This window comes from Viridibacterium curvum, from assembly GCF_039544165.1.
Classification (GTDB): domain Bacteria; phylum Pseudomonadota; class Gammaproteobacteria; order Burkholderiales; family Rhodocyclaceae; genus Viridibacterium; species Viridibacterium curvum.
Genome location: NZ_BAABLD010000015.1, coordinates 188,934 through 202,002, shown reverse-complemented (window position 1 = coordinate 202,002; position 13,069 = coordinate 188,934). Strand labels below are relative to the sequence as shown.

General features: G+C 61.3%; 9 protein-coding genes. 7 read left to right on the top strand and 2 right to left on the bottom strand.

All coding sequences use genetic code 11. The features are described 5' to 3' along the window. A partial coding sequence (locus ABEA02_RS16330) for a hypothetical protein (RefSeq protein ID WP_345534164.1) occupies nucleotides 1-751 on the top strand: 751 nt, incomplete at its 5' end. 69 nt (nucleotides 752-820) lie between these two features. After that, complete coding sequence (locus tag ABEA02_RS16325; RefSeq protein WP_345534163.1) at nucleotides 821-1,984, top strand: porin; 1,164 nt, start codon at nucleotides 821-823, stop codon at nucleotides 1,982-1,984. Between the two features lie 65 nt (nucleotides 1,985-2,049). On the opposite strand, the gene ABEA02_RS16320 is transcribed toward ABEA02_RS16325, so the two are convergent. Continuing rightward, nucleotides 2,050-3,837 (bottom strand): tetratricopeptide repeat protein, encoded by a 1,788-nt coding sequence (locus ABEA02_RS16320; RefSeq protein ID WP_345534162.1) that lies wholly within the window; start codon nucleotides 3,835-3,837, stop codon nucleotides 2,050-2,052. 90 nt (nucleotides 3,838-3,927) lie between these two features. On the opposite strand from ABEA02_RS16320, the gene ABEA02_RS16315 reads away from it, so the two are divergent. The 3 genes from ABEA02_RS16315 (at nucleotide 3,928) to ABEA02_RS16305 (ending at nucleotide 9,092) form a co-directional block, all read left to right on the top strand. Then, nucleotides 3,928-5,415: a tetratricopeptide repeat protein gene (locus tag ABEA02_RS16315; RefSeq protein WP_345534161.1), complete on the top strand. Its 1,488-nt coding sequence runs from the start codon at nucleotides 3,928-3,930 to the stop codon at nucleotides 5,413-5,415. Beyond that, the gene (locus tag ABEA02_RS16310; protein WP_345534160.1) at nucleotides 5,412-6,893 is read left to right on the top strand and encodes a tetratricopeptide repeat protein; all 1,482 of its coding nucleotides are present in this window, start codon (nucleotides 5,412-5,414) and stop codon (nucleotides 6,891-6,893) included. Before ABEA02_RS16315 ends, ABEA02_RS16310 begins: the two co-directional genes overlap by 4 nt. Before the next feature lie 273 nt (nucleotides 6,894-7,166). Further along, nucleotides 7,167-9,092, top strand: a complete 1,926-nt coding sequence (locus ABEA02_RS16305; protein WP_345534159.1) for an ABC transporter substrate-binding protein — start codon at nucleotides 7,167-7,169, stop codon at nucleotides 9,090-9,092. A 39-nt stretch (nucleotides 9,093-9,131) separates the two neighbouring features. Here the strand turns inward: ABEA02_RS16305 and ABEA02_RS16300 are convergent, their stop codons facing one another. Next, nucleotides 9,132-10,271, bottom strand: a complete 1,140-nt coding sequence (locus ABEA02_RS16300; RefSeq protein WP_345534158.1) for a methionine aminotransferase — start codon at nucleotides 10,269-10,271, stop codon at nucleotides 9,132-9,134. Nucleotides 10,272-10,398: 127 nt separating this feature from the next. Between ABEA02_RS16300 and ABEA02_RS16295 the strand changes: the two genes are divergently transcribed. Then, complete coding sequence (locus ABEA02_RS16295; protein ID WP_345534157.1) at nucleotides 10,399-11,538, top strand: ABC transporter substrate-binding protein; 1,140 nt, start codon at nucleotides 10,399-10,401, stop codon at nucleotides 11,536-11,538. Nucleotides 11,539-11,684: 146 nt separating this feature from the next. Then, nucleotides 11,685-13,067, top strand: coding sequence for a TonB-dependent receptor (locus tag ABEA02_RS16290; RefSeq protein ID WP_345534156.1), 1,383 nt, complete (start codon nucleotides 11,685-11,687; stop codon nucleotides 13,065-13,067). Nucleotides 13,068-13,069 lie beyond the last annotated feature (2 nt).

Here is a 13,069-nt window from a genome sequence, read left to right as displayed (position 1 = left end):
TTCGCCGAAGGACTGGGAAGGCGTGAAGTGGGGCGTGGCTCAGTGGCACGAAGAGTCGCTGACCAACCGCAACACCTCGTTCTGGACCGATCCGAAGGCTCTGTCATTCGGCCCCGTGGGCTTCCTGTTCAAGGGCACGTTCGCCGGCGGCGACAACCGCAAGGCTGGTGACAACAACGACGGCGGCTCGGCTTCGGGCACCGGCAAGAAGTCCGGCGACGCATACGTTCTGGGCGTGGAATACAAGTTCACCGACTACGTGAACGGCGGTATCGACGGCACGCACCGTCGCACGGCTGACGTCAGCGGCACCACGACCGAAACCGGCATGATCTTCCACCACTACTACATCAACATCAAGCCGATGAAGGGCCTGAAGTTTGCTACCAGCTATGCAAACTACAAGGGTCGTGTCGCTGGCTCGCTGATCCCGTTCCAGACCAAGACCACGCACTTCCTGGTTAACTACACGATCGGTGACTTCGGTGTCGGTTACATCGTTTCGCACAACCACAACCTGAGCGATAGCGGCGGCAGCCGTAACAGCGGCAAGGGCCAGATGTTCGGTCTGTGGTACGGCCTGTCGAAGCAGACCTCGCTGTACTTCGGCTACGCCAAGAACGACTGGGAGCGCAACGCTGCTGGCGCCACCGGTGAAAAGTATGTCGGCTCCTCGGCCAACTTCGCCGGCAACCTTGGCACGAAGAACGACGAGAAGATCGTCCGCGTCGGTATCATCAAGGACTTCTGATCGTTTTCGATCGGCATCCGGGAAAGGCAGCCTTTGGGCTGCCTTTTTTCAGTCTCATAGGGAGTACAAATGCATAAGAAGCTCATTGCTGTCGCTGTGGCTGGTCTGATGTCCAGCGGCGCTTTTGCGCAAGTCACCGTGGGTGGCAAATTCGACGCGGGTTATCAGTTCCGCAAGACCCAGAACCTGGATTCGGGCGCTGGCGGCGCAACCGGTGGCAAGACCACTGAAACGCAAACAGACGGTTCGGCTGCAGCGACCCGTGTGACCGTGAAGGCCACCGAGGACGTCAACAAGTTCATCAAGGCAGGTGTCGACTATGACATTCGCTTTACGAACGGCAACGTGCACGAAGGCAAGACTGGCGTGGCTTCGAACGACAAGAAGGCCATGTGGGTGCAGTTCGGCCCGATCGTGACTCAGTTTGGTGTCGCGGACATCATGTCTAACGATTACAAGCTGGCCGAGAAGCCCTACGCCATTTCGCCGAAGGATTGGGATGGCGTGAAGTGGGGCGTATCGCAATGGCACGAAGACTCGTTGACCAACCGTAATACTTCGTTCTGGACTGATCCGAAGGCCCTGTCGTTCGGCCCCGTGGGCTTCCTGATCAAGGGTAGTTTTGCCGGCGGCGACAACCGCAAGGCCGGTGACAACAACGACGGCGGTTCTTCTTCGGGTACGGGCAAGAAGTCGGGCGATACCTACGCGTTCGGTGTTGAATACAAGTTCACCGATTACGTGAACGGCGGTGTTGATGGTACGCATCGTCGTACGGCGGACGTGAGCACCACCACGTCTGAAACCGGCATGATCTATCACCACTACTACATCAATCTGAAGCCGGTTAAGGGTCTCAAGTTTGCCGCTCAGTACAACAACTACAAGGGCCGTGTTGCGGGTTCTCTGATCCCGTTCCAGACCAAGACTACCAACTTCGTTGTGAACTACTCGATCGGTGATCTGGGTTTGGGTGCAGGCATCTCGCATCTGCACGACTTGAGCGCCAGCAATGGCAGCCGCAACAGCGGCAAGGGTCTGATGCTGGGCGTGCTCTACAATTTGTCGAAGAACACCTCCCTGTATCTGGGCTACGCCAAGAACGACTGGGAGCGCAATGTTGCAGGCGCGACTGGTGAGAAGTTCGTGGGTACGTCGGCAAACTTCGCAGGCAATCTCGGTACGAAGAATGATGAACGCATTACGCGTATCGGTATTCTGAAGGACTTCTGATCGCTTGCAAGGATCGTCAGAAACCTGAAAGGCAGCCTTTGGGCTGCCTTTTTATTGAATACGCATCAGTCCGCGTGTTGCGAAAGTTGTTTTGGCAAAGCGTTGCAGATGTCCTGTACAACGCTGTTCCAGTCACCCGCCCTGGGTTGTCTGAAAAGTCGCATGGCGGGATACCAGGGGGTGTCACTACGGTGCTGTAGCCAACGCCAGTCTGCTGCATGGCAGAGCATTACCCAGCAGGGCTTGTTCATGGCGCCTGCCAGATGTGCGACCGATGTGCACACGCTGATGACGAGATCAAGCGAGGCGATCAGTGCGGCCGTATCCGCGAAGTCCTGCAGAGTTTCACCGCTGCGCAGGATATCAGGATCTGTGTCGAGGATTGCGAGGTCTGGTGCGGATGGTTTCTGTTGCAGAGATACGAACGTGTAGTCGAGTGCCAGCAATGCTTGCAGCGAGCTCAGAGGCATCGAGCGATTGTGATCGTTGTGCTGCGCCGGATTGCCGGCCCAGACCAGTCCTATGCGAGCGTTCCTCCGCGGATGTACATCCAGCCGTGTTGACCAGGCTTGGGTCAGCTGCGGTGGAGCGTCCAGGTAAGGTGGTTGCGGCAGGTTGTCCAGCCTGATTTGCAGGACGCTCGGCAGATTGAGCAGGGGGCACTGCACATCATGTGAAGGAGCTGGTTCATCCAGCGAGCACACGGTGATGCCCGGCAGCTGGGAGAGCAGCGCGCAGAGCGAGGATTGGGCCTGCAGTACGATGTGCGACCCGCGATCCAGCAAGTGCGGGACGAATCGACAGAACTGAAGTGTGTCGCCGAGACCTTGTTCCGCATGAATCAGGAGCGTTGCACCGCGAATGTCCTCTCCGCGCCAGAGTGGCGCACTCCGATGATGATGTGGCTGGATGCCAGGGTCTTCCCAGCGCGACTCGAAGTCTGTCCAGCCGGAATCGTAGTCGCCAAGCCCCAATGAGCAGATTCCCCGGTTGAAGCGTGCTTTGGCGAAGCCGGGGCGGCAACGCAGGCTTGCGTTGAAGGCGTCGATTGCATCCTGCAGTTTGCCAAGTGAAAGCAGGGCGTTGCCACGATGCAGGTGCGCATCTGCATCTTGCGGAGCCAGGAGGCAGGCTCGCGTTGCATGCTCCAGAGCTGAGGTTGCGTGACCCGTACCCAAGGTTGCATGCGCCAGCAGGCTCCAGCCAATTGCGAGCTCGGGTTCTTGCTTCACGACGTACTGCAGGTCGATGAGGGCTGCATCGAACTGCCGTTGTTCACAGTAGAGGCGCGCGCGATTGAGACGGTATGCGGGTTTGTCCTGCCCCGCGATGGCGGCTGTGAAATGGGTGAGGGCGAGCGCGGGAGCATCTGTTTGCGACAACAGGTTCGCGAGGTTGTTATGAGCCTCATGATGCCTGGGGTGAAGCGCCAGCAATTGCTGGTAATTCTGGATGGCTGTGGCCGTCTGGCCAAGCTTGGAAAATGCCCTGGCCAGATTGAATCGCGCTACATCCAGCCCGTCATCCAGTGACAGGGCGCGTTGCAGTGCTTCGATGGCGCTGCGTTCGTCGCCGGTCTGAGCGAGACATAGTCCCAAGCCTTGCCAGGCCTTTGCATTGCCGGGCTCGTCCTGAGTCAGTTTGCGGAACTCTATGGCTGCTTCCACGTAGTCGGTCCGCTCCACCAGCATTGCAGCGAGGTTGAAGCGGATGGAGCTGCGTGTGGGAGCCAGTGTCAATGCCTCGCGCAGTGCATGGATGCCTTCATCCAGGCGGCCGGCTTGCTGATGTTCAATGGCCGCCATGAACAATTGGCGAGCCTGCTCCAGCGGTGAGTTTTGGGGCGTGTTCATGGCTCACGATGATAGCGCTGTGGCGTTGTTGTGCCGGGCTCGTGAGACAATTCCGCCATTCCCAATGCGCTGTTTCATGCAGGTTTTGACATGTCCTCATCGCGGCACATCCTGTCTGCGCCCTCTTCCTCGTCGGCCCTCGATGCTTTGTTCGAGATGGCGCTGGCAGCACATCAACGCGGTGCCTTGGCACAAGCCGAACCCATGTACCGGGAGATTGTGCGACACCAGCCACGGCATCACCATGCGTTGCATCTGCTTGGCGTGTTACTGCATCAGCAAGGGCAGCACGCAGTGGCCTTGGTGCTGATTGATCGTGCGCTTGAGATCATGCCGCGCTTTCCAGTGGCCTTAGGGAATCGCGGAGCCGTTTTGCGCAGCCTCGGCCGGTTGGAGGAAGCATTGGCGTCCTGTAGCCAGTCTCTGATATTGTCCCCTGACAATCCCGACGTGCTTGTCAGTCGCGCGGCCGTCCTGATGGCCCTGAGGCGCGGTGAGGAAGCTCTGCAGGACTGCAGCCGCGCCATTGCCCTTGAGCCCGGCATTGCTGAGGCCTGGAACAACCGCGGCATCCTGCTGCAAGACGCACGCCGTTTTGAAGAGGCGCGGTCTGATTATGAGCAGGCGATCCGTATTTCCCCTTCATATGCGGATGCTCATTGGAATATCGCGCGTTGTTGTCTGCTGCAGGGCGACTACAAACGTGGCTGGGCTGAGTATGAGTGGCGCTGGCAGCGGCCTGCTTTCACGTCGCCGCAGCGCAATTTTGCACAGCCCCAGTGGCAGGGCGAGGATCTGGTCGGACGCAGGGTTCTGTTGCATGCGGAGCAAGGACTTGGCGATAGTCTGCAGTGTCTGCGCTACGTGCCTCTGCTTGTCGAACGCGGCGCGACGGTCTGGCTGGAAGTGCAGGGGGCACTGAAACCGTTGTTGCAGGGATTGCCCGGTGTGGCGGGCGTACTGGCCAGTGGTGAAGCCTTGCCTTCCTTCGATCTGCATTGTCCCTTGTTGAGTTTGCCGCTGGCGTTTGGCACAACCGTTGAAACGGTACCGCCTGTGCAACCTTTGTCCGTTGACGCTGAGCTGAAAGAGGCGTGGGTTGTGAGATTGGGCCCACGTCATGGATTGCGTGTAGGTCTTGTGTGGTCGGGTAATCCCTCCCAACAGGACAATGATCTGCGCTCCCTGCCCTTGGCAGATCTGGTGGCAGCGATGCCCAAGGGGGTTGAGCTGATCAGCTTGCAGAAAGAGCTGAGAACCGATGTAGAGCGACAGATCGTTGCCAGCGGGCAGGTGCGACACTTTGGGGACTTCCTGCGGGATTTTGCGGATACGGCTGCCTTGATGGGCGAAGTGGATATGGTGGTCTCGGTCTGCACTTCGGTGGCCCACCTCGCGGGCGTGATGAAGGTGCAGCTGGAGGTGATGTTGCAATACGCGCATGACTGGCGGTGGTTGCTTGATCGCGAGGACAGTCCCTGGTACCCCTCTGCGCGCCTGCACCGGCAAGTGGTGCAAGGTGATTGGCAGCCGGTACTGGCTGGTGTTGCGAATGCTGTGCGGCAGAGGCTGACGTGAGTCACATTTTTGCGCCATCGCCGGGTCGGGAGCGTGACGAACATATGGCCATGCTGTGGCAGATGGCTGTGAGTTGTCATCAGCGCGGTGAAATGGATAGGGCTGAGCCAATCTATCGAGAATTGCTGCGTCATCACCCCGATAATCCTGCGCCGCTGCAGATGCTGGCTACCCTGCGTTTGCAATGCGGAGATGCGATGGAAGCACTGGGCCTGTTCGAGCGCGTGCTGACTGTGCGTACCGATGCTGTCGAGGTGTGGAGTAACCGCGGCATTGCGTTGCGTGCGCTGGGCCGTCTCGATGAGGCCGTTGCGTCTTTCGACCGAGCCCTGGTGCTGGCCCCCGCCTACATGCCTGCGCTCAATAATCGTTCGGCGACGCTGGGCGATCTGCAGCGACTGGATGAGGCGCTGGCGGATCTGGAGAGGGTGCTGCAGGTACATCCCGAGTTGCCTGAGCTGCACAATAACCGTGGCGTGTTGTTGCAGGATCTGGGGCGTTTCGACGAAGCACTCCAAGCGTACGACAGGGCTATTGCCCTAGCGCCAGACTATGCCGACGCACACTGGAACGAGGCGCGTTGCCGTCTCTTGCTGGGCGATTACCAGACCGGTTGGGTGAAGTACGAGTGGCGTTGGCAGCGTAGTGATGCCAGTGCGCCGCAGCGTGGCTTTAAGCAACCGCGCTGGGATGGCGCGCCACTGCATGGAAAGACAATTCTCTTGTACGCAGAGCAGGGGCTCGGCGACACCATTCAGTTCCTGCGTTTCGTCCCCGCGGTGCAGGCCGCAGGCGGGCGTGCCGTGCTCGAAGTGCAGCGTGGTTTGCTGCCTTTCGCGCAGCGCATGGCGGACGTCGAGGTGTTCGTGGCCGGTGACGCATTGCCGAAGTTTGATCTGCACTGCCCGCTAATGAGTCTGCCGCATGCGCTTGGGACGCAGCTGGCTACCTTGCCTGCAGGGGTACCGTACCTCTCTGCGGATGCGGGCCGATGTGCCGAATGGGCTGAGCGCCTCGGCGAACGACGTGGATTGCGCGTCGGCATCATGTGGTGCGGCAATCCGGCTCAAAAGGACAACCACCTGCGCTCGCTGCATTTGCGCGAGCTCGTGGCCTGCAAGCATCCGGACATTACCTTCATCAGCCTGCAGAAAGATCTGGCCGACGACGAGGAGAGGTCCATCGTGGCCAGTGGCCAGGTGCTGCACTTCGGCGCATCCCTGGACGACACTGCGGCCTTGATGATGAACCTCGATCTGGTCATCTCGGTATGCACGTCGATGGCGCATCTCGCAGGCGCTTTGGGGCGGCCGCTATGGGTGTTGCTGCAGTCAGCATCCGACTGGCGCTGGCTGCGCGATCGCGACGATTCGCCGTGGTACCCGAGCGCGCGATTGTTCCGACAGCAGCGTAGCGGAGAGTGGGCCCCTGTCATCCAGCGAGTGGCCGATTCGCTCGCAGTTTTTTCTGCGCGCTGACCATACACCGCACGGCCCCTCGAAGTTTCCGTTCGTCCCTGCCGTGAAGCTTGTTGTGACCATTTTCTCGTTCTACACAATCTTTCACATGTTACCGTTTCGCTGCCCGCATTGATGGCGGGTTCGGAATGCCCCCGCCGCAGCCCGTAATGGCTGTGCTGCCTCGCACAAGGCAGGTGACTCGTGATGGTTCGCGCGGGAGGTTAAGACAAGCCGGGGCAATGACCCCGGCGATTGCGTCGTTGCACGGCGGCGTTTGTTGAGGGGATTTGGATGAAGCAGAAGTGGAGCTGGACTGGAGGCGTTCGACCTCTGGGGCGCAGCATCGCCATCATGGCGATGCTGGTAACGGGCGCAGCACAGGCCTACAACGAGGCGCCTGAGTTGGCGGCAGCGGTCAAGCTGGGCAAGCTACCTCCGGTGGCACAGCGTTTGCCGAGCAAACCTGAAGTCATCAAGCCGCTGAACTCGGTGGGGAGCTATGGAGGCTCCCTGCGCTCTGCACTGCGCGGCAGCGGAGACGGCAACGCCATCCTGCGTTTTGTGAGCCCGCAGGGTCTGGTGCGCTGGAACAAGAATTTCTCCGGACTCGAAGGCAATCTTGCCGAAAGCTGGACGGTCAGCCCGGATGCGTCCGAGTTCACCTTCAAGCTGCGCGCGGGTATCAAGTGGTCTGATGGCAAACCTTTTACCACCGAGGACATCCTGTTCTCGATGAATGATCTGGTTGGGAATGCCCAGTTCTTCCCGTCTGCACCGAGTCGTTACATGGCGGACGGCAAATTCGTGAAGGTCGACCGTCTTGACGACCGCACGGTGCGCTTCAAGTTTGCGCGCTCATTCCGCACTTTTACTGAAGAGCTGGCGACACCGCTGGGCCAGCATCCGGTGCTGTACCCCAAGCACTACTGCCAGCAGTTCCATCCCAAGTACAACCCGCGGGTGGACGAGGAGGTGCGCGCTACGCGCGTGCAGGACTGGGTGGCACTGATGCGCCTGAAGTGCGGTGACCTTGAGGTGGTGACGCGTTGGGGCAATCCCGACAAACCGACTCTGGATCCCTGGGTGATCGAGCAGCCTTACCACGGTGGCGCAACGCGTGTGGTCATGCGCCGCAATCCCTATTTCTGGCAGGTCGACACGGCCGGCAACCAGCTGCCGTATATCGACAAGCTCGACTTCAAGGTTGTCTCGGATGTCGAGACCATTGTGCTGGCTGCGGTCAGCGGTCAGCTTGACCTGCAGATCCGCCACATCCAGAACACGCAGAACCTGCCGCTGCTCAGCGAGAACGAAGCCAAGGGGCGTTACAAGATGCTGGCGCTGCCGGACATCAACGCTACCGCGGCGGGTATCTTCATCAACCAGTCGACGAAGAACGAAAAGCTGCGCCCGCTCTTCCGCAACAAGGATTTCCGCGTTGCGTTGTCACTGGGCATGTATCGCCAGGAGATCAACGATCTGGTGTTCCTTGGACAGGGTGAGCCCTGGCAGATCGGCCCCGCACGCGCCAACAAGTTCTACAACGAGAGGCTGGCCAAGCAATACACGAAGTACGACCTGAAGGCCGCCAATGCTTTGCTCGACAAGCTCGGTCTGACCAGGCGTGACGCGGATGGCTTCCGTCAGTACCCGGCCGGTGGGCGCATCAGCATGGGGGTCATCGTCAGTCTGGGCTCGCAGTACCAGGTGGATATGCTGGAGGTGCTGCGCAAGCAATGGGCGAAGCTCGGTCTCGACCTGCAGATCAATGCCTCTGAGCGCACGCTGTACTACGACCGCGCCAGTGCCAACGACTACGACATGAGCGTGGACCAGATCGCTGGCGGCTATGACCCGACGCAGGATCTGCGTGGCGTGCTCGCCATCCATCCGCGTGAGTCGCGCCAGAGTCTGCTGTGGGTGCAGTGGTACGAGAGCGGCGGCAAGCGTGGCGAAGAGCCTCCGCCCAGCATGAAGAGGCGTCTGCAGCTCTACGATCAGTGGAAAGACGCGAAGAATGACGCCGAAGCCGATCCGCTGTTCCGTCAGATCCTCGACATCGCCGCTGACGAACTCGAAGTGCTGGGTACGGTCTCGCCGCCGAAGGCCAACGGTATTCGCAGCGTACGTCTGCAGAACGTTTACGAAAAGATGCCCTGGGGCTGGACTTACCCGACGCCGGGACCGTCGCTGCTGCAGCAGTACTACTTCAAGTAATAGCGTTGCGTCCGGGAACGGCGCCTGCGGGCGCCGTTCTCATTTGAGCCGTGCGATGGCAGCGTCCAGCGTGGCTTCCTGCTTGGCAAAGCAGAACCGCACCAGGCCTTGCTGACGCGCGTCGGCATGGAACACCGACACGGGAATGCAGGCCACTCCGCGCTCGATGGTCAGCCAGCGCGCGAACGCCACGTCGTCGAGGTCGTCGCGGATGCTGCGGTAGTCAGCGAGCTGGAAGTAGGTGCCACGACTGGGGACGAGCTGGAAGCCGGCATCCTGCAGTCCCTGCGCCAAGCGGTCGCGGCGGCTTTGGAAGAACGCGGGCAGGGATTGCCAGTGTGTCGGGTCGCGCAGCACTTCGACCAGGGCGTGCTGCGCAGGCGCGTTGACGCAGAACACGAGGAACTGGTGGATCTTGCGGAATTCGCTGCTCAGCGTTGGCGGAGCCACGCAGTAACCGATCTTCCAGCCCGTGGCGTGGAAAGTCTTGCCGAAGGAGTAGATGGCGAAGCTGCGTTGTCGCAGGCGCGGATGTGCCAGCACGCTGTGATGCTCTACGCCGTCGTAGACCAGGTGTTCGTAGACCTCGTCAGCCAGCACGAGTAGATCATGATGCTCCGCGATATCGGCCAGCGCATCGAGATCGGCTGCGGTGAATACGCCTGTCGACGGGTTGTTCGGATTGTTGATCAGGATCATGCGCGTGCGCGGAGTCACCGCGTCCGCAACGGCAGGCCAGTCGATGCGGCCATCGAGCCCGGCGCTGATGCGTATGGCGTGCGCACCTTGCGCGGCGATGGCTGGCGCGTAGCTGTCGTAGCTCGGATCGATCACGATGGCTTCGTCGCCCGCGTGCAGCACGGCCGCGACGGCGGTGAAGATGGCCTGCGTGGCGCCCGCTGTGATGGTGATTTCATTGTCGGGATCTACGCTCACCGCGCGGCTTTGCTGCAGCTTGCGGGCAATCGCCTCACGCAAGGCCGGCAGGCCAGCCATTGGAGCGTACTGGTTGAAACCGGCCTGCGCCGCATGATGCAGGGCTTCGATCAACGCAGGCGGGCAGGGGTAGTCCGGGAAACCCTGCGAAAGATTGATGGCGCCGTGCTCGCCGGCCAGCTGGCTCATCACTGTGAAGATGGTTGTGCCGGTCTGCGGCAGCTTGGATCGTATTGTCGTCATGCCATCGAGAAGGGTTGTGCGAGCAGTGCAGCGCCTGTCCGGGCCGTTTGCTGCGTGTAACAGAAAATTCATATATGACGACCATGCGCTCTGCACAATCCGCGCTGTTTTGTGCAGGGCCAATTCCATGCAACGTCGTCAGTTCCTGAAGTCATCTCTTGCTGTATCAAGTTCCCTGATCTTACCCGTTGGCAGCGCCCGGGCCGCACGCGGCGAGTGGGTGGTCGGGCAATCGGTCGACCTGTCGGGCGACAACCAGAACATGGGGCGCGATTACTTTACCGGCGCCAAGATTGCGTTTGACCAGTCGAACCTCAGTGGTGGCGTCAATGGTCGGCTGTGGCGACACGTCGTACTGGACGATACCGGCAGCGCCGAACTGGCTGTTGCCAACACACGCCGCCTGCTGCGCGAAGCGAACGCCAACTTCCTGTTCGGTTACACCAACGAGCCTTGCGTGCAGGCCGTGCTGCAATCGGCCGAGCTGCGCAACGCCGGCATGGCCTTGTTCGCGCCCCAGTGTGGCGTCAGCTTTCCCGGGGATGAGCAGCGCGCCATCTATCTCCGCGCGACCTACGGTGAGGAGATCGCAGCCACCCTGCGGCAGTACGCCGAGGGGCGCATCACATCGTTCATGATCGTGCATACCAATGCCCTGGCCAGTACCGCGGCCCGCGATGCCGCCCTGGCGGTGCTGCGCGAGCGCGACTTGCCGACACCGGCCCTGAAGTTGCTGAGTGAGGACGGCAGCAACATGCAGGCCGTGGCAGACGCGGTCTTGCGCGCTGCGCCGCAGGTCGTCGTCATTCTCGCGGGGACCTTGCAGGCCGCGCTGCTGACCAGACAGCTGCGATCACGCAATCCCGGCCTCTTCATCTGCGTCACGTCCGGGGTCGATGCGACCGTCTTCCGGCAGCTCGCAGGGCCGGCGATGTCGACCGGCGTGGTGTTCTCGCGCGTGGTGCCCAATCCCGTCAAGGGCACCGAGCCCATCGTGCGCGAGTTCGGCCGCTCCCTCACCAAGCTGCTGGACGAGACGCCGACCACGTCCAGCCTCGAGGGGTACATTGCTGCGCGTGCCCTGATCCAGCTGGTGCAACGCCAGGGCGATGCGAAACGCAGCGAGCGCATGCCGGTCCTTGAGGCAGCACGCGAGGTTGGGGTACTCGAGTGCAGCGGCTGGCGTTTCGATTTCCGCCAGGGCAGGCGCGCCTCCCGATACGCCGACACCAGCATCATCAGCCGCGATGGCGGCATGCTGGGCTGAACTGGAGTCTTCGCCAACTCTCCGGCCTTTCTGACTGCCGGGCCTTTTTGTAAACACTGATGCACTGGCAACAAAGATGTTGATGCAATGAAGTTGCATGTGTAGCATGCGCGCTTTCCGTCTTCACAAGCTTTCGGAGAGTTTCCATGCTGAACCGTACCGTTCTGGCTGCGACGCTGAGTGCGTTGAGCCTTGTCTCCCTGCCGGTCCTGGCGGATGACGCCAGCGACCTGAAAAAGCTGCGTGCCGAAGTCGATGCGCTGCGCAAGGCTTACGAGTCGCGCGTCGGCGAGCTGGAGTCGCGGCTCAAGCAAGCCGAGACCAAGCAGGCGGCCACCCCTGCCGCAACAGCCGCGGCGACACCGGCCGCAGCTCCCGCCAGTGCCGACAAGGCTGCGCGCCAGAGCGGCGATACCGCCTTCAACCCCGCTGTGTCCCTCATCCTGAGTGGCACGTATGCCAATCTGCAGAAGGACCCCGAGGGCTATCGCATCAAGGGCTTCGTGCCGGGTGGCGAGATCGGGCCGGGCTCGCGCGGCTTCAGCCTTGGCGAGTCGGAGCTGGGGCTGTCGGCCAACGTGGATCGTCTGTTCTACGGTCAGGCCAACATCGCCTTGTCGAGCGAGAACGAAGTGGGGGTCGAAGAGGCTTTCATCCAGACGACCAGCCTGCCGGCCGGGCTCAAGCTGAAGGCCGGGCGCTACTTCTCGGGCATCGGTTACCTCAACGAACAACACGCGCACACCTGGGACTTCGTGGATGCGCCGCTCGCCTACCAGGCCTTCCTGGGGGGGCAGTTCGGGCAGGACGGCGTGCAGCTCAAGTGGCTGGCGCCCAGCAACACGTTCATCGAGCTGGGCGCTGAGGCCGGGCGCGGCAGCAACTTCCCCGGCAGTGACCGCAGCCGCAACAGCAGTGGCGCGCAGTCGCTGTTCGGCCATGTCGGTGGCGATATCGGTGCCAGCCACAGCTGGCGCGCCGGGCTGGCCTGGCTGCGCGCCAACCCGTCGGCGCGTGAGCATAGCGACATCGACCTCGCCGGTTCCGAGGTCACCAACACCTTCAGCGGCAGTTCGCGTCTGTGGGTGGCTGATTTCATCTGGAAGTGGGCGCCGAACGGCGATGCGCGGCGCACCAGCTTCAAGCTGCAGGGCGAGTACTTCCGCCGCAAGGAGGTGGGCGAGCTGGTCTACGACAAGGACGGCACGGCGTCTGCCGACCGCTATCGTTCGCAGCAGTCGGGGGCTTACGCGCAGGCCGTCTGGCAGTTCCTGCCCGCCTGGCGCACCGGCTATCGCTACGACTGGCTCGACAGCGGCAAGGTCGATTACACCGGCAACAGCAGCAACCTCGCCAACCCTGACTACAAGCCGCGCAAGCACAGCGTGATGGTGGACTGGAGCCCCAGCGAGTTCAGCCGCGTGCGTCTGCAGTTTGCCAACGATCGCTCGCGCGAGAACCAGCCTGACCGGCAGGTCTTCCTGCAGTACCAGATGAGTCTTGGCGCCCACGGCGCGCACGGGTTCTGATC